The 22162-nt window shown below is 73.5% G+C and carries 22 protein-coding genes; all 22 read left to right on the top strand.

Annotated elements, in window-relative coordinates; all coding sequences use genetic code 11:
• Positions 1-82 precede the first annotated feature (82 nt).
• The 22 genes from pyrR (at position 83) to J3P30_RS12735 (ending at position 22160) form a co-directional block, all read left to right on the top strand.
• Positions 83-634 (top strand): bifunctional pyr operon transcriptional regulator/uracil phosphoribosyltransferase PyrR, encoded by a 552-nt coding sequence (gene pyrR / locus J3P30_RS12630; RefSeq protein ID WP_210481366.1) that lies wholly within the window; start codon positions 83-85, stop codon positions 632-634.
• Positions 631-1578, top strand: a complete 948-nt coding sequence (locus J3P30_RS12635) for an aspartate carbamoyltransferase catalytic subunit (protein ID WP_210481367.1) — start codon at positions 631-633, stop codon at positions 1576-1578. Before pyrR ends, J3P30_RS12635 begins: the two co-directional genes overlap by 4 nt.
• On the top strand, positions 1575-2885 hold the full coding sequence (locus tag J3P30_RS12640; RefSeq protein ID WP_210481368.1) for a dihydroorotase: 1311 nt from the start codon (positions 1575-1577) through the stop codon (positions 2883-2885). Before J3P30_RS12635 ends, J3P30_RS12640 begins: the two co-directional genes overlap by 4 nt.
• Positions 2878-3408: a hypothetical protein gene (locus J3P30_RS12645; protein ID WP_307807498.1), complete on the top strand. Its 531-nt coding sequence runs from the start codon at positions 2878-2880 to the stop codon at positions 3406-3408. Before J3P30_RS12640 ends, J3P30_RS12645 begins: the two co-directional genes overlap by 8 nt.
• A complete protein-coding gene (gene carA, locus J3P30_RS12650; protein ID WP_210481369.1) occupies positions 3409-4671 on the top strand; it encodes a glutamine-hydrolyzing carbamoyl-phosphate synthase small subunit in 1263 nt (420 codons plus the stop codon).
• Positions 4671-8003: a carbamoyl-phosphate synthase large subunit gene (carB, locus tag J3P30_RS12655; protein ID WP_210481370.1), complete on the top strand. Its 3333-nt coding sequence runs from the start codon at positions 4671-4673 to the stop codon at positions 8001-8003. Before carA ends, carB begins: the two co-directional genes overlap by 1 nt.
• Complete coding sequence (pyrF, locus tag J3P30_RS12660; RefSeq protein WP_210481371.1) at positions 8000-8878, top strand: orotidine-5'-phosphate decarboxylase; 879 nt, start codon at positions 8000-8002, stop codon at positions 8876-8878. The genes carB and pyrF overlap by 4 nt, the downstream gene beginning before the upstream one ends.
• The gene (gmk, locus tag J3P30_RS12665) at positions 8875-9762 is read left to right on the top strand and encodes a guanylate kinase (protein ID WP_307807499.1); all 888 of its coding nucleotides are present in this window, start codon (positions 8875-8877) and stop codon (positions 9760-9762) included. The genes pyrF and gmk overlap by 4 nt, the downstream gene beginning before the upstream one ends.
• Positions 9763-9788: 26 nt before the next feature.
• Entirely contained in the window at positions 9789-10043 is a 255-nt protein-coding gene (gene rpoZ, locus J3P30_RS12670) for a DNA-directed RNA polymerase subunit omega (protein ID WP_210481372.1), read from the top strand.
• Positions 10044-10056: 13 nt separating this feature from the next.
• On the top strand, positions 10057-11274 hold the full coding sequence (gene coaBC, locus J3P30_RS12675; RefSeq protein WP_210481373.1) for a bifunctional phosphopantothenoylcysteine decarboxylase/phosphopantothenate--cysteine ligase CoaBC: 1218 nt from the start codon (positions 10057-10059) through the stop codon (positions 11272-11274).
• A 56-nt stretch (positions 11275-11330) separates the two neighbouring features.
• Positions 11331-12536, top strand: a complete 1206-nt coding sequence (gene metK / locus J3P30_RS12680; RefSeq protein WP_210481374.1) for a methionine adenosyltransferase — start codon at positions 11331-11333, stop codon at positions 12534-12536.
• A gap of 37 nt (positions 12537-12573) precedes the next feature.
• Positions 12574-14349 carry a primosomal protein N' gene (locus tag J3P30_RS12685; RefSeq protein ID WP_307807500.1) on the top strand — a complete coding sequence of 592 codons (1776 nt, stop codon included), beginning with the start codon at positions 12574-12576 and terminating at the stop codon, positions 14347-14349.
• Between the two features lie 82 nt (positions 14350-14431).
• Positions 14432-15367 carry a methionyl-tRNA formyltransferase gene (gene fmt, locus J3P30_RS12690; RefSeq protein ID WP_210481376.1) on the top strand — a complete coding sequence of 312 codons (936 nt, stop codon included), beginning with the start codon at positions 14432-14434 and terminating at the stop codon, positions 15365-15367.
• Complete coding sequence (locus J3P30_RS12695) at positions 15364-16779, top strand: transcription antitermination factor NusB (RefSeq protein ID WP_307807501.1); 1416 nt, start codon at positions 15364-15366, stop codon at positions 16777-16779. The genes fmt and J3P30_RS12695 overlap by 4 nt, the downstream gene beginning before the upstream one ends.
• A 9-nt stretch (positions 16780-16788) precedes the next feature.
• Positions 16789-17472, top strand: a complete 684-nt coding sequence (gene rpe, locus J3P30_RS12700; protein WP_210481377.1) for a ribulose-phosphate 3-epimerase — start codon at positions 16789-16791, stop codon at positions 17470-17472.
• A 9-nt stretch (positions 17473-17481) separates the two neighbouring features.
• A complete protein-coding gene (locus J3P30_RS12705; RefSeq protein ID WP_210481378.1) occupies positions 17482-17745 on the top strand; it encodes a phosphoribosyl-ATP diphosphatase in 264 nt (87 codons plus the stop codon).
• Between the two features lie 53 nt (positions 17746-17798).
• Entirely contained in the window at positions 17799-18638 is an 840-nt protein-coding gene (hisG, locus tag J3P30_RS12710) for an ATP phosphoribosyltransferase (protein WP_210481379.1), read from the top strand.
• Positions 18638-19402, top strand: coding sequence for an imidazole glycerol phosphate synthase subunit HisF (gene hisF, locus J3P30_RS12715; RefSeq protein WP_210481380.1), 765 nt, complete (start codon positions 18638-18640; stop codon positions 19400-19402). The genes hisG and hisF overlap by 1 nt, the downstream gene beginning before the upstream one ends.
• Complete coding sequence (gene hisI / locus J3P30_RS12720) at positions 19399-19779, top strand: phosphoribosyl-AMP cyclohydrolase (protein WP_210481381.1); 381 nt, start codon at positions 19399-19401, stop codon at positions 19777-19779. Before hisF ends, hisI begins: the two co-directional genes overlap by 4 nt.
• Entirely contained in the window at positions 19772-21304 is a 1533-nt protein-coding gene (locus J3P30_RS12725; RefSeq protein ID WP_210481382.1) for an anthranilate synthase component I, read from the top strand. The genes hisI and J3P30_RS12725 overlap by 8 nt, the downstream gene beginning before the upstream one ends.
• Positions 21305-21354: 50 nt before the next feature.
• Positions 21355-21915, top strand: a complete 561-nt coding sequence (locus tag J3P30_RS12730) for a Trp biosynthesis-associated membrane protein (RefSeq protein WP_210481383.1) — start codon at positions 21355-21357, stop codon at positions 21913-21915.
• Positions 21912-22160: an HGxxPAAW family protein gene (locus J3P30_RS12735; protein ID WP_210481384.1), complete on the top strand. Its 249-nt coding sequence runs from the start codon at positions 21912-21914 to the stop codon at positions 22158-22160. The genes J3P30_RS12730 and J3P30_RS12735 overlap by 4 nt, the downstream gene beginning before the upstream one ends.
• The last annotated feature ends 2 nt before the right edge of the window (positions 22161-22162 follow it).

Genomic DNA, 22162 nt, shown 5'->3' on the forward strand with positions numbered 1-22162 from the left:
AGTCGTCCTGATCCGCGGAAGGTAGGGTGGAGGGGTTCGACATCCTTTAAGGGCCGTCCTGTGAGGCGGGGAAGGAGGTCAGGTGGCTGCGCGTGCCGTGCTGCAGCAGGCTGACATTCAGCGGGCTCTGACCCGCATCGCCCACGAGATCCTCGAGCAGAACCGGGGCACCGAGGGCCTCGTGCTCCTCGGCATCCCGACCCGCGGGGTGGAGCTCGCCGAGCGCATCGGCAGCCTCCTCACCGAGTTCGCGGGCGAGCCGGGCTGGACCTGCCCCGTGGGATCCCTCGACGTGACCATGTACCGCGACGACCTCGCCCGGAACCCGGTCCGCAGCACCGCGCCGACCCGGCTGCCCGCCGAGGGCATCGACGGCCGCACCGTCGTCCTCGTCGACGACGTGCTCTACTCCGGGCGCACGATCCGCGCCGCCCTCGACGCCCTCGCCGACCACGGGCGTCCCGCCGCGGTCCGCCTCGCCGTCCTCGTCGACCGCGGCCACCGCGAGCTGCCCATCCGGCCCGACTACGTCGGCAAGAACCTGCCGTCCGCGGCGAGCGAGCGCGTCAACGTGCGGCTCACCGGGACGGACGGCGTCGAGGCCGTGACCATCGAGGACGGAGCCGCCGAGTGAAGCACCTGCTCTCCACCCGCGACCTGGACCGCGACGCCGCGCTCCGGATCCTCGACACCGCGGAGGACATGGCCGCGACCCAGCAGCGCGAGGTCAAGAAGCTGCCGACCCTGAGGGGCCGGACCGTCGTGAACCTGTTCTTCGAGGACTCGACCCGCACCCGCATCTCCTTCGAGGCCGCCGCGAAGCGGCTGTCGGCGGACGTCATCAACTTCGCCGCCAAGGGCTCGAGCGTCTCGAAGGGCGAGTCGCTGCAGGACACCGCGCAGACGCTCGAGGCGATCGGCGCGGACGGCATCGTCATCCGCCACTGGGCGTCCGGGGCACCGGCCGTGCTCGCCGCGAGCGGCTGGATCGCGTCCAGCGTCGTCAACGCCGGCGACGGCACGCACGAGCACCCGACCCAGGCCCTGCTCGACGCCTTCACCCTCCGGCGCCGCCTGCACGGGGAGGCGAGTCGGGGACGCGACCTCGACGGCGTCTCCGTCCTCATCGTCGGCGACATCCTCCACTCGCGGGTCGCGCGGTCCAACGTCTGGCTGCTCACGACCCTCGGCGCGCGCGTGACCCTCGTCGGCCCGCCCACCCTGCTTCCCCACGGCATCGGCGGCTGGCCGGTCGCGGCCGTCCACGACCTCGACGCCGCGATCGCCGACACCGCCCCGGATGCGGTCATGATGCTGCGCGTCCAGCGCGAGCGGATGAACGAGGCCTTCTTCCCGAGCGCCCGCGAGTACTCGGCGGGCTGGGGGCTCACCTCGTCGCGCTTCCGCGCCCTGCCCGAGCGGGCCGTCGTCATGCACCCGGGCCCCATGAACCGCGGCTTCGAGATCGCGTCCGAGGCCGCCGACTCGCCCCGCTCCACGGTGCTGGAGCAGGTCGCGAACGGCGTCTCCGTTCGGATGGCAGCCCTGTACCTCACTCTCGCCGGAGGCGCCGAATGACCAGCTACCTCCTCACCGGCGTGACCCTGCCCGACGGCCGCCGCGGCGACCTCCTCCTCGACGAGGGGATCATCGCCGAGGCGGGCACCGGGCTCTCCGCGGCCGGCGCCACGCGCATCGACGCGGACGGGCTGCTGGCGCTGCCCGGCCTCGTCGACCTCCACACGCACCTGCGCGAGCCGGGCGGCGAGGGGTCGGAGACGGTTCTCACCGGCTCCCGCGCCGCGGCCGCGGGCGGCTACACCGCGGTCAGCGCGATGGCCAACACGAGCCCCGTCGCCGACACCGCGAGCGTCGTCGAGCAGGTCCAGGCTCTCGGGGACGCCGCCGGGTATGTCACGGTGCGGCCGATCGGCGCCGTGACGCGCGGGCTCGCCGGCGAGCAGCTCGCCGACATCGGCGCGATGGCCCGGTCGCGCGCGAAGGTGCGCATGTTCAGCGACGACGGGTTCTGCGTCGCCGACCCGCTGCTCATGCGCCGGGCGCTCGAGTACATCCGCGGCTTCGGCGGCGTCCTCGCCCAGCACGCGCAGGAGCCCCGCCTCACGGTGGGCGCCCAGCTCAACGAGGGCCCCGCGAGCGCGGAACTCGGGCTCGCGGGCTGGCCCGCCGTGGCGGAGGAGGCGATCATCGCCCGTGACGTCCTGCTCGCCCAGCACACCGGCGCGCGCCTGCACGTCTGCCACCTCTCCACGGCCGGCTCGGTCGAGATCGTGCGCTGGGCGAAGAGCCGCGGCATCGCGGTGACCGCCGAGGTGACGCCGCATCACCTCCTCCTCACCGACCGGCTCGCCTCGGGCTACGACGCCCGCTACAAGGTCAACCCGCCGCTGCGGTCCGACGAGGACGTCGAGGCGGTGCGGGCCGGCCTCGCCGACGGCACGATCGACGTCGTCGCCACGGACCACGCGCCGCACCCGGACGACAGCAAGAGCTGCGAGTGGAGCGCCGCCGCCAACGGCATGGTCGGCCTGGAGTCGGCGCTCTCCGTCGTGCACGAGGCGATGGTGGACACCGGCCTCCTCGACTGGGCGGGCGTCGCACGCGTCATGTCGGAGGCGCCCGCGCGCATCGGCGGGATCGACGGGCAGGGCGAGCCCGTCGCGGCCGGCTCCGCGGCGGAGCTCACCCTCTACGACCCCTCCGCTCGCCGCGACTTCGGCCTCGGCGACCTCGCCGGCCGGAGCCGGAACTCGCCGTACCTCGGCCGCAGCCTCCCCGGACGCGTGGTCGCCGTCTTCCACCGCGGACGGCCGACCGTCCTCGAGGGCGAGCTGCGGGACGCCGCGGAGGTCGCAGGTGCCTAGCCAGCTGATCCCCACCCTCGTCCTGGCCGTCTTCGCCGCCCTGGCGGGTGTCGGGATGCTCGCCGGCTGGCGGCGCCGCGCCCGCGGGCAGGCCGCCCTCGGGCCCGTGGCCGAGCTGCCCACCGACCCCGGCGTGCCGGCGGCCACCGCCGAGGCGCTCTACGTGGCGACCACGCTCCGCGACCAGCCGCTCGAGCGGGTCGCGGTCGCGGGGCTCGGGCATCGCGCCCAGGCGACCGTGCAGGTCTTCCCGGGCGGCGTCTCGCTCGTGCTGACCGGCCGCGACGCCGCCTGGATCCCGGCCGCCGAGCTCGACGCCGCCGGCCTCGCGTCCTGGACGATCGACCGCGGCGTCGAGCCGGACGGCCTCGTCCGCCTCGGCTGGCGCCTCGGCGGCACCCCGGTCGACACCTACCTGCGCCCGAGGTCCGCCTCGGACGCCACCCACCTCCTCGACGCGGTCCAGGGCATCCTGCCCGGAGCGGTAGCGTCGAGAACCGACCCCAGCGAAAGAGAGAACTGAGTGCTTTCCCGCGAGCCAGCAGTCCTGGTCCTGGAGGACGGCCGCCGCTTCCGCGGCCGCGCCTACGGGGCCCGGGGGCGCACCTTCGGCGAGGCGGTCTTCGCGACCGCCATGACCGGCTACCAGGAGACGATCACCGACCCGTCCTACGCGGGCCAGATCGTCCTGCAGACCGCGCCGCACATCGGCAACACCGGCGTCAACGACGAGGACCCCGAGTCCTCGCGCATCTGGGTCGCCGGCTACGTCGTGCGCGACCCCTCCCGCGTCGTCTCCAACCACCGCGCGGTGCGCAGCCTCGACGAGGACCTTGTCGCCCAGGGGATCGTCGGCATCAGCGGCATCGACACGCGCGCCGTCACGCGTCACCTCCGGGACAAGGGCGCGATGCGCGCCGGGATCTTCTCGGGGGCGGACGCCGAGCTCGCCGAGGACGAGCAGCTCGCGCTCGTGCAGGACAGCCCGCGCATGGAGGGCCAGCACCTCTCGCAGGTGGTCTCCACGGCCACGAGGTACACCGTCTCGGCGACCGCGGAGCGCATCGGCTCCGTCGCGATCATCGACCTCGGGATCAAGGCCGCCACCATCCGCGCCCTCGCGGAGCGGGGCTTCGACGTGCACGTCGTCCCCGAGTCGGTCACGACCGAGGAGCTCTACGCCCTCGAGCCGAGCGCGGTCTTCTACTCGAACGGCCCCGGCGACCCCGAGGCCTCCGACGACCACGTCGAGCTCCTCCGCGAGGTGCTCCGGCGCGGCACGCCCTTCTTCGGCATCTGCTTCGGCAACCAGCTGCTCGGCCGCGCGCTCGGCTTCGGCACGTACAAGCTGCCCTTCGGGCACCGCGGCATCAATCAGCCGGTGCTCGACAAGCGGACGGGACGCGTCGAGATCACGGCGCACAACCACGGCTTCGCGGTCGACGCGCCGCTCGACGGACCGGTCGAGACGCCCGCCGGCTTCGGCCGCGCCGAGGTCACCCACGTCGACCTCAACGACGACGTGGTGGAGGGCATCGCCTGCCTCGACATCCCGGCGTTCAGCGTCCAGTACCACCCGGAGGCCGCGGCCGGGCCGCACGACTCCCAGTACCTGTTCGACCGGTTCCGCGACATGGTCCTCGCGAGCCGGCGGTCAGCCGCCGAGGCGATCGCCGTCGAGGCGGAGCCCGAGCTCAGCCCGCGGGACGTGTCCCCGCAGGCGGGAGCGGACGCTGCCGGGCTCGGCCACGAGACTCCGGGCCACGAGACAGGGGAGAAGGCCTGATGCCCAAGCGCGACGACATCCAGAGCGTCCTGGTGATCGGGTCCGGCCCGATCGTCATCGGCCAGGCGGTCGAGTTCGACTACTCGGGAACCCAGGCCTGCCGCGTGCTGCGGGCCGAGGGCGTCCGCGTGATCCTTGTGAACTCGAACCCCGCCACGATCATGACGGACCCCGACTTCGCGGACGCCACCTACGTCGAGCCGATCACCCCCGAGGTGATCGAGAAGATCATCGCCAAGGAGAAGCCGGACGCGATCCTGCCGACCCTGGGCGGCCAGACGGCGCTCAACGCCGCGATGGCCCTGCACGACCGCGGCATCCTCGACAAGTACGGGGTCGAGCTCATCGGCGCCAAGGTGGACGCCATCCGCAAGGGCGAGGACCGGCAGCTGTTCAAGGAGCTCGTCGTCGAGGCGGGCGCCGAGGTGGCCCGGTCCCGGATCGCGCACACGCTCGACGAGGCGCTCGAGTACGCCGAGGAGCTCGGCTACCCCCTCGTCGTCCGTCCCTCGTTCACGATGGGCGGCCTCGGCTCCGGCTTCGCGTACAACCCCGAGGAGCTGAAGCGCATCGTCGGCGACGGCCTCCACTCGAGCCCGACCGCCGAGGTCCTGCTCGAGGAGAGCATCCTCGGGTGGAAGGAGTACGAGCTCGAGCTGATGCGCGACTCGGCCGACAACACGGTGGTCGTGTGCTCCATCGAGAACGTCGACCCCGTCGGCGTGCACACCGGGGACTCGATCACGGTCGCGCCCGCGCTGACGCTCACCGACCGCGAGTACCAGCGGCTCCGCGACATCGGCATCGACATCATCCGCGCCGTGGGCGTCGACACCGGCGGCTGCAACATCCAGTTCGCGGTCGACCCGGCGACCGGCCGCATCATCGTCATCGAGATGAACCCGCGCGTCTCGCGCTCGAGCGCGCTCGCGAGCAAGGCGACCGGCTTCCCGATCGCGAAGATCGCCGCCAAGCTCGCGATCGGCTACCGCCTCGACGAGATCCCGAACGACATCACGCGCGTGACCCCGGCGAGCTTCGAGCCGACGCTCGACTACATCGTCGTCAAGGTGCCGCGGTTCGCGTTCGAGAAGTTCCCCGCGGCGGACGCCCGCCTCACCACCACCATGAAGAGCGTCGGCGAGGCCATGGCGATCGGCCGCAACTTCACGACGGCCCTGCAGAAGGCGCTCCGCTCCCTCGAGAAGCGCGGCTCGTCGTTCTCCTGGGCGCCGCACGTCGAGCCGGTGGCCGAGCTCCTGGCCCGGGCCGAGATGCCGACCGACGGCCGCATCGTCACCGTGCAGCGGGCGCTGTTCGCGGGAGCGAGCGTCGACGACGTCTTCCAGGCCACGGGCATCGATCCGTGGTTCCTCGACCAGATCGTGCTGATCAACGAGATCGCGGCCGAGATCGCGGCCGCGGAGGAGCTCGACGCCGGCCTGCTCCGGCTCGCCAAGGAGCACGGCTTCTCCGACGCCCAGATCGGCGAGCTCCGGGGACTCGACGAGGGCGAGGTCCGGGCCGTCCGGCACGCCCTGCGGGTGCGCCCGGTCTACAAGACCGTGGACACCTGCGCGGGCGAGTTCCCCGCGCTCACCCCCTACCACTACTCGTCCTACGACGAGGAGACGGAGGTGGAGCCGAGCGATCAGCGCAAGGTCATCATCCTGGGCTCGGGCCCGAACCGGATCGGCCAGGGCGTCGAGTTCGACTACTCGTGCGTGCACGCCGCGTTCGCCCTGTCCGCGGCCGGCTACGAGACCGTGATGATCAACTGCAACCCGGAGACGGTCTCGACGGACTACGACACCTCCGACCGCCTCTACTTCGAGCCGCTCACGCTCGAGGACGTCCTCGAGGTCGTCGAGGCCGAGAGCGCGACCGGCACCCTCGTCGGGGCCGTGGTCCAGCTCGGCGGGCAGACCGCGCTGGGCCTCGCGAAGGGGCTCGAGGCGGCCGGCGTGCCGATCCTCGGCACCTCGCCCGCGGCGATCGACCTCGCCGAGGAGCGGGGCCTGTTCGCGGGCATCCTCCGCGACGCCGGCCTCGTCGCCCCGAAGAACGGCACGGCCACGGACCTCGCGGGCGCCCTCGAGGTCGCCGAGTCCATCGGCTTCCCGGTGCTCGTCCGGCCCTCGTACGTGCTCGGCGGCCGCGGCATGGAGATCGTGTACGGACGCGAGCAGCTCGAGGACTACTTCTCGCGCATCGAGGGCCAGGGGATCGTCGGTCCGACGCATCCGCTGCTCGTCGACCGCTTCCTCGACGACGCGATCGAGATCGACGTCGACGCGCTCTACGACGGGGAGCGGCTGTACATCGGCGGGATCATGGAGCACATCGAGGAGGCGGGGATCCACTCCGGAGACTCGAGCTGCACCCTCCCGCCGGTCACCCTCGGCCAGACGCAGATCCAGGCGGTCCGGGAGGCCACGCTCGCGATCGCGCAGGGCATCGGCGTGCGCGGGCTGCTCAACGTGCAGTTCGCCATCGGCGCGGGCGTGCTCTACGTGCTCGAGGCGAACCCGCGCGCGTCCCGCACGGTCCCGTTCGTGTCGAAGGCCCTCGGCATCCCGCTCGCGAAGGCCGCGTCGCTGCTCATGGTGGGGGAGAGCATCGCGTCCCTCGTCGAATCGGGGATGCTGCCGGCGCAGGACGGCTCCCGCGTCCCGGCCTCGTCGCCCGTCGCGGTCAAGGAGGCCGTGCTGCCCTTCAAGCGGTTCCGCACGACCGACGGCCGCATCGTCGACACCCTCCTCGGCCCGGAGATGCGCTCCACCGGCGAGGTGATGGGGATCGACCGCGACTTCCCGCGCGCGTTCGCGAAGAGCCAGGACGCCGCGTACGGCGGCATGCCGGAGGGAGGGACCGTGTTCGTCTCGGTCGCCGACCGGGACAAGCGCGCGATCATCCTCCCGGTGCTCCGCCTATCCCAGCTCGGCTTCTCCCTTCTCGCGACCGAGGGCACGGCCGAGGTGCTGCGCCGGAACGGCATCGAGGCCACCGTGGTCGCCAAGCACAGCGAGCGCGGCGCCCCCGGTGCAGGCCCCACGATCGTCGACGTGATCGAGCAGAACGCGGTCGACGTCGTGATCAACACGCCGAGCGGCGGAGCGGCCCGAGCGGACGGCTACGAGATCCGGGCCGCGGCGGTCGCCGGCGACAAGCCGCTGTTCACGACCATCGCCCAGCTGTCCGCCGCGGTCGCGTCCATCGAGGCGACCCGGGCAGGATTCGAAGTCACGTCGCTGCAGGAATACGCTGATCAGCGCGCCGCCTCGGCTGGGCTGGCGGGGGACACCAAACCGGGAAGGAGCGCGATCGGATGACCGCATCGGAACCGGCGCCGTTCGGCGATCGGCTCGCAGCGGCTTTCGGCACCTACGGCCATCTGTGCATCGGGATCGACCCGCATGAGTACCTGCTGAAGGAGTGGGGGCTGCCGCTCAGCGCGGTGGGCGCGCACGAGTTCGGCCTGCGGGTCATCGAGGCGTGCGCGGGCCGGGTCGGGATCGTGAAGCCGCAGGTCGCGTTCTACGAGCGGTTCGGCTCCATCGGCTACCGGGTCCTGGAGGAGGTCCTCGTCGAGGCCCGCGCGGCGGGGCTCGTCGTCATCGCCGACGTGAAGCGCGGCGACCTCGGCTCCACGCTCGAGGCGTACGCCGAGGCGTGGCTCAGCCCGGGATCGCCGCTCGAGGCGGACGCCATGACGATCAGCGCCTACCAGGGCTTCGGGGCGCTCGAGGCGCCGCTGCGGTTCGCCGAGACGTCGGGGAAGGGCCTCATGGTGCTCTCGGCCACGTCGAACCCCGAGGCCACCGCGGTCCAGACGTCGATCATCCAGCGCGAGAGCCAGGCGGGGAAGACGGTCGCGGGCGGAATCGCGTCGCGGGTCGCCGACTGGAACGCCGCCCACCACGACGGCCAGCAGCTCGGGTCCATCGGAGTGGTGATGGGGGCGACCATCGACTTCGAGGACGTGGGGATCGACCTCGACGAGCTGGCCCGCGGGCCGGCCGCTCCCATCCTCGCGCCGGGCTTCGGGTACCAGGGGGCCGACTTCTCGCAGGTGCGCAGCATCTTCGGCGTGACCGCGGGCCAGGTGATCGTGACCGCCTCGCGCAGCATCCTCTCCGCAGGGTCGGAGGGGATCCGGGACGCCATCGACCGCCAGGTGGCGCAGGTGGCGGAGGCCTACGCGTGAAGCCGCCCGAGGTCGACCGGATCGCGGGCTCCCGCGCCGCCGTCGCGGCGCGGCGGGCCCGGGCCGAGGTGAAGCGGCAGATCGCGAGCGGCGAGCGGACGGCGAGCGAGGTCCTCGACGCCGCGACGCCCGACCACCCCGCGGAGTCCACCCTCCGCGTCAGCGAGCTGATCGGCAGCATCCCCTGGCTCGGCCCGACCCGCACCGCGCGGATCATGGCCGAACTCGGGATCTCGCCCTCGAAGCGGGTCGGGGGGCTCGGCGTGCACCAGCGCAAGCGGCTGCGCGAGTTCCTCGTCGAGCGGCAGAAGCGCAAGCTCGAGCCCGGCTCGCTCGTCGTGCTCGCCGGCCCGACCGCCGTCGGCAAGGGCACGGTCTCCGCGCACATCCGCGACAACTACCCGGACGTGCTGCTCTCGGTCAGCGCGACGACCCGGCCGCCGCGCCCCGGCGAGATCGACGGCGTCCACTACTACTTCGTCAGCGACGACGAGTTCGACCGGATGATCGAGGCGGGCGAGTTCCTCGAGTGGGCGACCGTGCACAACGCCTACCGGTACGGCACCCCGCGCGGGCCGATCACCCTCGCCCTCGCCGAGGGCAAGAACGTGCTGCTCGAGATCGACATCCAGGGCGCGCGGCAGGTCCGCCAGGTGTTCCCGGAGGCCCGGCTCGTGTTCCTCCTGCCGCCCAGCTGGGACGAGCTCGTGCGCCGGCTCACCGGCCGCGGCACCGAGGACGCGGAGGAGCAGGACCGGCGGCTGCGCACCGCGATGGAGGAGCTCGCGATGCAGGACGAGTTCGATTTCAAGGTCGTGAACGTCAACGTGCCGACCGCAGCCCGCGAGGTCGTAGAATTGATGCCGACTTCGCCCGGGGCCTGATCCCCGAGCAGACCAGGAGGAACCTCATGACCAGCACCAAGTCCGCGGGCATCATCGACCCGCCCATCGACGATCTGCTCAGCAAGGTGGACTCCAAGTACGCCCTCGTCCTCTTCGCTTCGAAGCGGGCCCGCCAGATCAACGACTACTACGCCGACCTCCACGAGGGCAGCCTGTTCGACAACGTCGGCCCGCTCGTGGACTCCTCGATCGACGACAAGCCCCTCTCGGTGGCGCTGCGCGAGATCAACGAGGACAAGCTCGTCGTCAAGGCTCTCTGAGCCTGACCCGGGAATGACATCGGGCGAGGGCGACCGCCTTCGCGTCGTCGTCGGCATCACCGGCGGCATCGCGGCGTACAAGGCGGTCGCCCTCGTCCGTCTCTTCGTGCTCGGCGGGCACGACGTCTCCGTCATCGCGACCGAGGCGGCGCTGCGCTTCGTCGGCAAGCCGACCCTGGAGGCGATCAGCCGGAACCCCGTCGGCACGGACCTCTACGAGGGCGTGTCCGAGGTGCGGCACGTCGCCCTCGGGCAGCGCGCGGACGTCCTCGTCGTCGCGCCGGCGACCGCGAACACGCTCGCGAAGCTCGCGCACGGCCTCGCGGACGACCTGCTCGGCACGACCGTCCTCGCGAGCGCGGCCCCGCTCGTCGTGGCGCCCGCGATGCACACCGAGATGTGGGAGCACCCGGCGACGGTCGCGAACCTCCGCGTGCTGCGCGAGCGCGGCGTCCGGATCGCCGGTCCCGGCACGGGAGCTCTCACGGGCTCGGACGTCGGCGCCGGCCGGATGGCGGAGCCCGACGAGATCTACGCCGCCGCCCTGGCCGCCGTCCGGCCCCAGGACCTCGCCGGCCGCCGCTTGCTCGTGACCGCCGGCGGTACCCGGGAGCCGCTCGACCCCGTCCGCTTCCTCGGCAACCGGTCGAGCGGGCGGCAGGGCGTCGCGATCGCCGAGGCGGCCCGCGACCGGGGCGCGTCGGTGATCCTCGTCGCGGCCCACCTCGAGATCCCGGCCCCGCACGGCGTCGAGGTCCACTCGGCCGGGAGCGCCCGGGAGCTCGCCGACGCCGTGGCGCGGCACGCGCGCGACGCGGACGCGGTCATCATGGCCGCCGCGGTCGCGGACTACCGGCCCGAGCGGGTCGCCGACGCGAAGCTCAAGAAGGACGCGCTCGGCGACGAGTACGACGTCCGTCTCGTCAAGAACCCCGACATCCTCCGGGAGCTGACCTCGGGCGCCCTCGCGCCGTCCCGCCGCGACGGACAGGTCGTCATCGGCTTCGCGGCCGAGACCGAGCAGGACCCCGAGCGGCTGCTCGCCATCGCCCGGGAGAAGGCCGCGCGGAAGGGCGTCGACTACCTCGTCCTCAACAGGGTGGGCTGGTCCGAGGGTTTCGGCACCGAGGGCAACGCCGTGACGGTGCTCGATTCGGCCGGCTCTATAGTGGGGGAGGCCGCGGGCGACAAGCTGTCGGTGGCCCACCGCATACTCGACGTGCTCGTCTGAGCCGCTGCTCGTCACACCGTTCGCGGGACGGGCCCCCGCCGACCGTTGGAGCCATCTTGGCAGCACTGCGCCTGTTCACCTCCGAGTCCGTGACCGAGGGACACCCCGACAAGATCTGCGACCAGATCTCCGACTCGATCCTCGACGCCCTGCTCGAGCAGGACCCGCAGAGCCGCGTCGCCGTCGAGACGCTCGTGACCACGGGCCTCGTGCACGTCGCGGGCGAGGTGAGCACGACGGGCTACGCCGACATCCCCGGGATCGTCCGCGGCAAGATCCGCGAGATCGGGTACGACTCGTCGGAGAAGAGCTTCGACGCCGACAGCTGCGGGGTCTCGGTCTCGATCGGCGCGCAGTCACCCGACATCGCCCAGGGCGTCGACCGCGCCCTCGAGGTGCGCGAAGCCGACGCCGAGGGCCGGCACAGCGACGACCTCGACCTGCTCGGCGCGGGCGACCAGGGCATCATGTTCGGCTTCGCGACTCACGAGACGCCCCAGCTCATGCCGCTGCCGATCTGGCTCGCGCACCGGCTCGCCGAGCGGCTCGCGCAGGTGCGCCGCGACGGCGTCCTCGACTACCTGCGGCCGGACGGCAAGACGCAGGTCACGGTCGGCTACGACGGCCGGGAGCCGGTGAGCGTCGAGACGGTGGTGCTCTCGACCCAGCACGCCCCGCACGTCGACACCGCCCGGCTCCAGGCCGAGGTGACCGAGGCCGTCATCCACCCCGTCCTCGAGCACGCTCCGCTGCACACCTCCGACGTCCGGCTCCTCATCAACCCGACCGGCAGGTTCGAGATCGGCGGACCCAAGGGCGACGCGGGGCTCACGGGCCGGAAGATCATCGTCGACACCTATGGCGGGGCCGCCCGCCACGGCGGCGGCGCCTTCAGCGGGAAGGACCCCTCGAAGGTGGACCGGTCCGCGGCCTACGCGATGCGCTGGGTCGCGAAGAACGCGGTGGCCGCCGGACTCGCCGAGCGGCTCGAGGTGCAGGTGGCCTACGCCATCGGCAGGGCGGCCCCGGTCGGCCTCTACGTCGAGACCTTCGGCACGGGTGCGGTGCCGGACGAGACGATCATCCGCTCCATCCGCGAGGTGTTCGACCTCCGGCCGGCCGCGATCATCCGCGACCTCGACCTCCTGCGCCCGGTCTACGCGCGGACCGCGACGTACGGCCACTTCGGCCGCGAGCTGCCCGGCTTCACCTGGGAGCGGCTCGACAAGGTCGACGACCTGCGCAGCGCGGCCGGGCTCTGACCGGGCGATGGACGGGGAGCCGCCCGCGGTAGCGCGGGTGCTGATCGACACCCCGCTGCCGCAGCTCGACCACCTCTTCGACTACCGCATCCCCGAGGAGCTCCGCGCCACGGTCCGGCCGGGCGTCCGGGTCCGCGTACCGCTGCGGATGGCGGGGCGCATCGCCGACGCGTACGTGGTCGAGACCGCGGCGACGTCCGAGGTGCCGGGGGAGCTGAGCCCGATCGAGGCGCTCGTCTCCGAGCAGCGCGTGCTCACCCCGGAGGTGTACGCCCTCGCCCGCGCCGTCGCGGACCGCGCCGCGGGCAGCGCGAGCGACGTCCTGCGGCTCGCCATCCCGAAGCGTCAGGTGCGCGTCGAGAAGGCATGGCGGGACGGGAAGCGCCCGCCCGAGCCGGACGGCCCGCCCGCCGCAGTCCCGGTCAGCGGCTACCCGGACGACGTGGCGTCGAGTGCCGGAGATCGCGTCGCGGCCGATGCGGTCCCCGGCCTCGTGCAGGCGGGCGATCGCTGGATCGGCGCCTGGGCCCTGACCCTCGCCCAGCTCGCGGTGCGTGAGGTGGCGGCCGGGCGCAGCGCCATCCTCGCGCTGCCGGACTACCGGGACCAGGACCAGGTGCAGGCGGCCCTGGACGCCGTGGCGGACGGCGCCGTCGTCCTCCGGCTGGACGCGCGGCAGACCAACTCCGAGCGCTATCAGGCCTTTCTCTCCGCGCTCGAGGAGCGCCCGTGCATCGTCATCGGCAACCGGTCGGCGGTGTACGCCCCGGTCCACCGCCTCGGGCTGCTCGCTCTCTGGAACGACGGCGACCCCCTGTTCGCCGAGCCGCTCGCCCCCTACGTCCACGCCCGCGACGCCGCGCTCGTGCGGCATCAGCAGTCCGGCTGCCGCCTCGTGCTGCTGTCGCTCTCGCGGTCCACGGCGGCGCAGCGGCTCGTCGAGCTCGGCTGGCTCCGCCCCGTCGCGCCGCGCGTGGTCCGCGCCCCCGCCGTTGTGCTGACGCCGGACGATCCGGGCGCGCCCCGCATCCCTCAGGCGGCCTGGCGCGCGGCGAGCCAGGCCCTCGCGACCGGGCCCGTGCTCCTGCAGGTCGCGCGCCCGGGCAGCGCCGCCCTCGACGCGATGCGAGCCGGGACCCCCATGGCCGCGGACGCCGGGCGCACGGCGCACGACCTCGCGCGGGCATTCCCCGGTGTCCCGGTGCGGATCTCGGACGGCGAGCGGCCGATCGAGCGGGTCGGGGACGAGCCCGCCCTCATCATCGCGACGCGCGGCGCCGAGCCCCTCCCCGACGGCGGCTATCGCGCCGTGCTGCTCCTCGACGGGCAGCGGATGCTGATGCGCGAGAGCGCGAGGGTCGCCGAGGACTGCCTCCGCTGGTGGTCCGCCGCCGCCTCGCTCGCGGCCCCGGGCGCGCCCGTGCACCTCGTGGGCGTGGGCGGCCCGATCGCGACCGCGCTGGCCACCTGGCGGCAGAGCGACTTCCTGTCCCGGGAGCTCGCGGACCGCCGCCAGCTGCGCTTCCCCCCGGCCGTCCGCGTCGCCACGGTGACGGGACCGCTCCGCCTGGTGGAGCCGCTGCTGACCGAGGCGGAGGCCGCGGGCGCCACCGTGGTCGGCAGCGAGCACGTCGAGGAGGGCGTGCGCACCGTCCTCCGCTTCGACTATGCGCACGGCGCTGCCGTCGCCGGGGTGCTGCGCACCGGCATCCTGCGCGCCGCGACGGGTCGCCGTCCCCGCTCCGCCGACGCGCGCGACCGCCGTCCCGCGCCGACCCTCCGCGTCCGTATGGACGACCCCGACGCCCTGTGACCTCGCGCCCGATCCGCGGGACCTACACTCGTTCACCGGATGCTCGGCCGGTCGTAAGCGCCGCGGGCAGGAGAGGCGAGGGATGAGGCTGGTCTTCGCGGGAACCCCCGCGGCCGCGGTCCCCAGCCTGGAGCGCCTCGCGGCAGGGCCCCACGAGATCGCGACCGTCCTCACCCGCCCCGATGCGCCCGTCGGCCGCAAGCGCGTGCTCACCCCGTCCCCGGTCGCCGCTCGCGCGGCCGAGCTCGGGCTCTCCGTCGACCGGCCGGCCGCGCTGGACGAGGAGTACCAGTCGCGGCTGCGCGACCTCGCGCCCGACCTCGGCGTCGTCGTCGCCTACGGCGCGCTGCTGCGGGCGCCGGTGCTCACGCTTCCCCGGCATGGATGGATCAACCTCCACTTCTCGCTGCTGCCGCGCTGGCGCGGGGCGGCGCCCGTCCAGCGCGCCCTGCTCGCGGGCGACCGGGAGACCGGGGCGAGCGTCTTCCAGCTGGAGCGCGGGATGGACACCGGACCCGTCTTCGCCACCCGCCGGCGCTCCATCGCCCCCGACGAGACCGCGGGGGATCTGCTCGAGGCCCTCGCCCGGGACGGCGCCGGTCTCCTCGCCGACGTGGTCGACCGGATCGCGGACGGCACCGCCGTCGCGGTGCCGCAGGAGGGCGAGGCCACCCTCGCCCCGAAGCTCACGCTCCTCGACGGCGCGATCGACTGGCGGGAGCCGTCGCAGCGGGTGCTCGACCGCATCCGGGGGGCCACGCCGGAGCCCGGCGCCTACCTCCTGCTCGGCGGCGACCGGCTCAAGGTGCACGCCGCCGCGCGCGTCCCGGACGCCGAGGCGCTCCCGCACGGTGTCATCCGCCTCGTCCGCGGGCGACTGCTGCTCGGCACCGCGGACGCGCCGGTCGAGCTGGTCCGGGTGCAGCCGCCCGGCGGCAGGCCCATGGACGGCGCCGCCTGGTGGCGCGGCCGCGGGGTGGACGCGCTGACCGCGGATCCCGTCGAGGTGCCGGCGTGAGCGCAGCGCCGGCCCGGAAGCCGGCCGTGCAGCCGGCCCGCCGCGTGGCGCTCGAGGTCATCCGCGCCGTGTCCGCCGAGGACGCCTACGCCAATCTCCTGCTCCCGGCCCGCGTGCACCGCGCCGGCCTCGGCACCGCGGACGCCGCACTGGCGACCGAGCTCACCTACGGCACGCTGCGGCGCTCCGGCTACTACGACCGCGTCATCGAGCTGGCCGCCGGGCGTCCGGCCTCCCGGATCGATCCGCCGCTGCTCGACATCCTCCGGCTCGGCGCCCACCAGCTCCTGTCGATGCGCGTCGCCCCGCACGCCGCCGTGAACGAGGCGGTGCTCCAGGCCAAGACCTCCGGGGTGCGCTCCGGCGCCGGCTTCGTCAACGGCGTCCTGCGCGCGATCTCCCGCGTCGACCGGGAGGAGTGGCTGCACCGGGTCCTCGAGGGGACCTCGGGCGAGGACGAGCGGCTGTCCGTGCTGCACTCGCATCCCGCCTGGGTCGTGCACGCCTTCCGCGAGGTGCTCGCCCTCGACGGTCGCGAGTCGGAGCTCACCTACCTGCTCGAGGCCGACAACGCCCCGCCCAAGGTCGGCCTCGTCGCCCTGCCCGGCATCGGGAACCGCAGGGCGGTCGGGCTGCCGCCGACCGAGTTCTCGCCGCTCGGCATGGTGCTCGGCGGCGGCGACCCGCTGAGCCTCCCCGCCGTCCGCGAGGGCAGCGTCCGCGTGCAGGACGAGGGTTCCCAGCTGGCCGCGCTCGCCCTCACTCGTGCGCGCCCGGTGGGACTGGGGGAGCGGTGGCTGGACATGTGCGCGGGACCCGGCGGCAAGGCCGCCGTGCTCGCGGCCGAAGCGGCGCAGGGCGGTGCATCCCTCCTCGCGAACGAGGTCGTGCCCGGCCGCGCCGACCTGGTGCAGAACGCGCTGGACGCCGTGCCGGGCGTGCACGAGGTCGTGGTCGGGGACGGGCGCCGCTTCGGCGACGGCGCCGAGGGGCTCTTCGACCGCATCATGCTCGACGCCCCGTGCACCGGGCTCGGCGCGCTGCGGCGGCGCCCCGAGGCGCGCTGGCGCAAGTCGGAGGACGACGTCGCCTCCCTCGTCCCGCTGCAGCGCGAGCTCCTCGCCTCCGCGGTCGCGGCGCTCAAGCCCGGCGGCGTCCTCGCCTACGTCACCTGCTCGCCCCATCGCGACGAGACGCGCGAGGTGGTCGCGGGCGCCCTCGCGGCGACTCCCGAGCTCGTGCCGCTCGACACCGGCGCCGTTCTCGCCGAGGTCACCGGAGGCGCCCTGCGGGACGCCGCCGTCGGCGAAGCCGTGCAGCTCTGGCCCCACCGGCACGGCACCGACGGCATGTTCATCGCCCTCCTCACCAAGGACGGCGGCCTCCCCAGGGCGTCGCGGGGCCGTCAGTAGACTTCCCGGGTGTCCCTGACGATCCACCCGAGCATCCTGGCCGCCGACTTCGCGAACCTGGAGCGGGAGCTCCAGCGCATCCAGGAGGCGGACCTGGTGCACGTCGACGTCATGGACAACCACTTCGTGCCGAACCTCACGCTCGGCCTTCCAGTGGTGCAGCGGCTCGCCGAGGTGAGCCCCCTGGACCTCGACGTCCACCTCATGATCGAGGATCCCGACCGCTGGGCGCCGGACTACGCCGCGGCCGGCGCCGCCTCCGTCACCTTCCACGTGGAGGCCGCCGCCGACCCCGTCGCAACTGCTCGAGCGATCCGGGAGCGGGGCGCGCGAGCCGCGATCGCGCTGAAGCCGGGGACTCCGGCGGACCCGTGGCTCGACCGGCTCGACGAGTTCGACATGGTCCTCGTGATGACCGTCGAGCCGGGCTTCGGGGGCCAGGAGTTCCTGCACCACACGATGCCCAAGCTCCAGCAGGTCGCCGAGGCCGCGGCGCGCGCCGGACGCGACCTCCGCATCCAGGTCGACGGCGGCATCTCCACGGCCACGATCGGGACCGCGGCGGCTCACGGCGCGAACACGTTCGTCGCGGGCTCGAGCGTGTTCCGTTCCGGGGATCCCTCGAAGGCGATCCAGGAGCTGCGGAGGGTCGCGCACCAGCACCCGGCGAAGGCGCTCCACGCGGACCGGTAGCCTGTTGCGGTGAAATCCTTCGACGACCTGTTCGCCGAGCTCGCGGACAAGGCCCGCACTCGGCCCGCCGGTTCCGGCACGGTCGCCGAGCTCGACGCCGGCGTGCACGCCATCGGCAAGAAGATCGTCGAGGAGGCCGCGGAGGTCTGGATGGCCGCGGAGCACGAGTCGGACGAGCGGCTCGCGGAGGAGGCCTCGCAGCTCCTCTACCACCTCCAGGTGATGCTCCTCGCCCGCGGCCTCGGTCCGGAGGACGTCTACCGACATCTGTGACCGGCTCCGCCTCGCAGCCCGGTTCGCCCACCCTCCCTCTGCCGAAAGCCCACATGCTGAAGATCGCAGTGCCCAACAAGGGCACGCTCAGTGAGACCACCGTCGACATGCTCCGCGAGGCGGGGTACGCGGTGCGCCGCGACCCCAAGGAGCTCATCGTCGCGGATCCCCGCAACGACGCCGAGTTCTTCTACCTCCGGCCCCGCGACATCGCCACCTACGTCGGATCCGGGGCGCTGGATGTCGGCATCACCGGACGCGACCTCCTCCTCGACTCCGGCTCCGCCGCGACCGAGGTGCAGGAGCTCGACTTCGGCGCCTCCACGTTCCGCTTCGCGGGACCGATCGGCCGCTTCGAGGCCCTCTCCGACCTCGAGGGCGCGCGGATCGCCACGAGCTACACCGGCCTCGTCGGCGAGTTCCTGCGCCGCGAGGGCGTCGCCGTCGACCTGATCCGCCTGGACGGCGCGGTGGAGTCCGCGGTGCGGCTCGGGGTCGCGGACGCGGTGGCGGACGTCGTCGAGACCGGCACGACCCTGCGCCGGCAGGGCCTCGAGATCTTCGGTCCCGTCATCCTGCGGTCGACCGCCGTGCTCGTGAGCGCGGACGCGTCGAGGCCGGGCATCGACACGCTCGTGCGCCGGCTCCAGGGCGTCATGGTCGCCCACCAGTACGTGCTGATGGACTACGACCTCCCCGCCGGGCTCATCGACGAGGCGTCGTCCATCACTCCCGGCCTCGAGTCGCCGACCGTCTCGCCGCTGCGCGACACCGGCTGGGTCGCCGTCCGCGTCATGGTCCCGCGCAACGACACGAACCTCGTCATGGACCGTCTCTACGAGCTCGGCGCGCGCGCCATCCTCGTGAGCCCCATCCACGCCGCCCGCATCTGATGTCGCTCGCCGTCCGGGTGATCCCCTGTCTCGACGTGGCCGCGGGCCGCGTCGTGAAGGGCGTCAACTTCAAGGAGCTGCGGGATCAGGGCGACCCCGTCGAGCTCTCCCGCGCCTACTACGAGCAGGGAGCCGACGAGCTCACGTTCCTGGACGTCACGGCGACGACCGAGGACCGGGCGACGATGTACGACGTCGTCACCCGTACCGCCGAGCAGGTGTTCATCCCGCTGACGGTGGGCGGGGGAGTGCGCTCGGTCGCGGACGTCGCCCGCCTGCTCGCGAGCGGCGCGGACAAGATCGGGATCAACAGCGCGGCCATCGCCCGTCCGCCCCTCATCGCGGAGATCGCCGACCGGTTCGGCGCGCAGGTCGTCGTGCTGTCGCTCGACGTGACGCGCGCCCCCGGGACGCCGTCCGGCTTCGTCGTGACGACGCACGGCGGCCGCCGCCTGACGGAGCTCGACGCGCTGGAGTGGGCGGCCGAGGCCGTCCGCCTGGGGGCGGGGGAGCTGCTCGTCAACTCGATCGACGCGGACGGCACGAAGGCGGGGTACGACCTCGAGCTCATCACCGCGATGCGCTCGGTGAGCTCGGTGCCGGTCATCGCCTCGGGCGGAGCGGGCGCCCTGCGCGACTTCGCCCCCGCGGTCCAGGCCGGCGCGGACGCGGTGCTCGCGGCGTCCGTGTTCCACTCGCGTTCGCTGACGGTGGGCGAGGTCAAGCGGGAGCTCGCAGCGGAAGGGATAGAGGTGCGGTCATGACCGACGCCGAGGCGATCGATCAGGTGCTCGCGCGGGCGCGCTTCGACGCGTCCGGGCTGCTGCCCGCGATCATCCAGGAGGAGGGCAGCCGCGACGTCCTCATGCTCGGCTGGATGAACGCAGAGGCGCTGCGCCGCACGCTCACCGAGGGGCGGGTCACGTTCTGGTCCCGCAGCCGGCGCGAGTACTGGCGCAAGGGCGACACCTCCGGCAACGTGCAGTACGTGCGCGGCGCCGCGCTCGACTGCGACGCGGACACGCTCCTCGTCACGGTGCACCAGGTGGGCCCGGCCTGCCACACCGGTGCGCACGCCTGCTTCGACGTCGACCCGCTCGAGCCCGTTCTCGGCGGGACCAGGGGAGGGGACCGTGCCTAGCACCACGCGCGCCGAGTTCGACCGGCTCGTCCCGGATCACCGGGTCGTGCCCGTCGTCCGCGAGCTCTTCGCCGGCGAGGAGACCCCGGTCGGCATCTACCGCAAGCTCGCGACGCGGGCGGGCGGGCAGGCCCGGCCGGGCACGTTCCTCCTCGAGTCGGCCGAGCAGGGCGGCATCTGGTCGCGCTGGTCCTTCGTCGGCGTGTCCTCCTTCGGCGTGCTCACCCAGCAGGGCGACGAGGCCGTCTGGCTCGACACGGGACTCGACGCCGAGCGCGCGCTCGGCACGGACCCGGTCGCCGGGCCGCTCGAGGCCATCGCCCGCCTCGTGGAGCGCTGGCGGACGCCGCGGATCGCCGGGCTGCCGCCGCTCACGGGGGGTCTCGTCGGCTTCATCGGCTGGGAGGCGATCCGCCAGCTCGAGCACCTGCCCGACGCGCCGCCCGCCGAGTTCGACGTGCCGGGGCAGGCGCTGAGCTTCGTCTCCGAGCTCGTGGTCGTCGACCACCAGAAGGGCACCGTCCTCCTCGTCGTCACCGAGCTGGCCGACGGCGACGCGGACTCCGGCCGGCTCTGGACGGAGGCGCAGGCGCGACTGGACTCGCTGCAGACCCGGCTCGCGGCGCCCCTCCCCGCCGACCTCGCCGAGGCCGACTTCGCGATCGTGCCGACGCCCCGGCTGCGGACCGAGCGGGCCGACTTCCTCGCCTCGGTCGACACCGCGAAGCAGTACATCCGGGACGGGGACATCTTCCAGGTCGTGATCTCGCAGCGGTTCGAGCTCGACACCACCGCGTCACCGGTCGACGTGTACCGGGTCCTGCGTGCGCTCAACCCGAGCCCGTACATGTACCTGCTGTCGCTCGAGCGGCCGAACGGGACGCCCTACTCGGTCGTGGGCTCGTCGCCCGAGGCCCTGGTCAAGGTGACCGGGGGCCGGGTGTACACGCACCCGATCGCCGGGTCGAAGCCGCGCGGCGCGACGCCCGAGGAGGACGCGGAGCTCGCGGAGACGCTCGCCGCGGATCCGAAGGAGCGCGCCGAGCACCTCATGCTCGTCGACCTCGCCCGCAACGACATCTCGAAGGTCTGCGTCGCGGGCACCGTCGAGGTCACGGAGTTCATGCGGATCGAGCGCTTCAGCCACATCATGCACCTCGTCTCGTCGGTCGAGGGCGAGCTGCGACCGGATGCGGACGCGGTCGACGTGTTCCGGGCGACGTTCCCCGCGGGCACTCTCTCGGGAGCGCCGAAGCCGCGCGCGCTCGAGATCATCGACGAGCTGGAACCCGCGCAGCGCGGCGTCTACGGCGGGGTGGTGGGCTACTTCGACTTCGCAGGCGACGCCGACCTCGCCATCGCGATCCGGACGGCCCTCCTGTCCGACGGCGTGGCGCGGGTGCAGGCGGGCGGCGGCCTGGTCGCCGACTCGGATCCGCCGTCCGAGTACCTGGAGTCGCAGAACAAGGCGGCGGCGCCGCTGCGCGCGGTCGCGATCGCGAGCGCCCTGCGGAGGGTCCGCTGACCGCGACCCCTCCCGATGCCCGGCGCCTGAGGAACCTCCTCCTCGGCGGCGTGCTGGCGGCGGCCGGGATCCTCCTCGTCGCGGCGAACGCGCCCTGGTTCACGGTCGCGCTGCGCGACGACCGCGGCACAGTCGAGGTGCCCGGGTCGGCCGCCGCGCCCGCGCTCAGCGGCCTCGCCCTCGCGTGCATCGCGTGCGTGGGCGCCGCGGCGCTCGCCCCGCGCGTCCTCCGCTACGTGCTCGCCGGCGTGCTCGCCGTCCTCGGCGCCGCGGCCGTCCTCGTCCCCGCCGCCGTGCTGGGCGATCCGCTCGGGGCCGCGGAGGGCAGCGTGTCGGCGGTCACCGGAGTGAGCGGCCGCGAGTCGGTCGGCGCCCTCGTCGGGGGCATCGCGGCCACACCCTGGCCGGGAGCGGCGCTCGTCGCCGGGGCGGCGCTCGTGGTGCTGGCTGTCGGCATGGCCGTCACCGCGAGTCGCTGGCCGGCATCCCGCCGCCGGTACGACGCGCCCGAGCGCGCCGCGGAGGCCGACCCGTGGGACGCCATCAGCCGCGGCACGGATCCCACCCGCGAGGCGGGCGACGGACGAGCCCCGCTAGACTCGGAGCCATGACCAACGCCTCCGAGCCCGGACACGGCGACTCGCCTGCTGCCTGGACCGCCGTCGCCGTCATGCTCCTCGGATTCGCCGTCGGCACGGTCGCGCTGTTCCTCGAGTTCACCTACCCGATGGAGCTGACGTGGCTCATCTGGGTGGGCGCCGGCCTCGTGGTGCTCGGCCTCATCCTCGGCTTCGTGCTCGCCCGGCTGGGCTACGGCGTCAAGGGCCCGAAGTACGCGCCCAAGTCGCACTCGTAGTC

This window comes from Naasia sp. SYSU D00948 (assembly GCF_017916515.1).
In the GTDB taxonomy this organism is placed as follows: domain Bacteria; phylum Actinomycetota; class Actinomycetes; order Actinomycetales; family Microbacteriaceae; genus Naasia.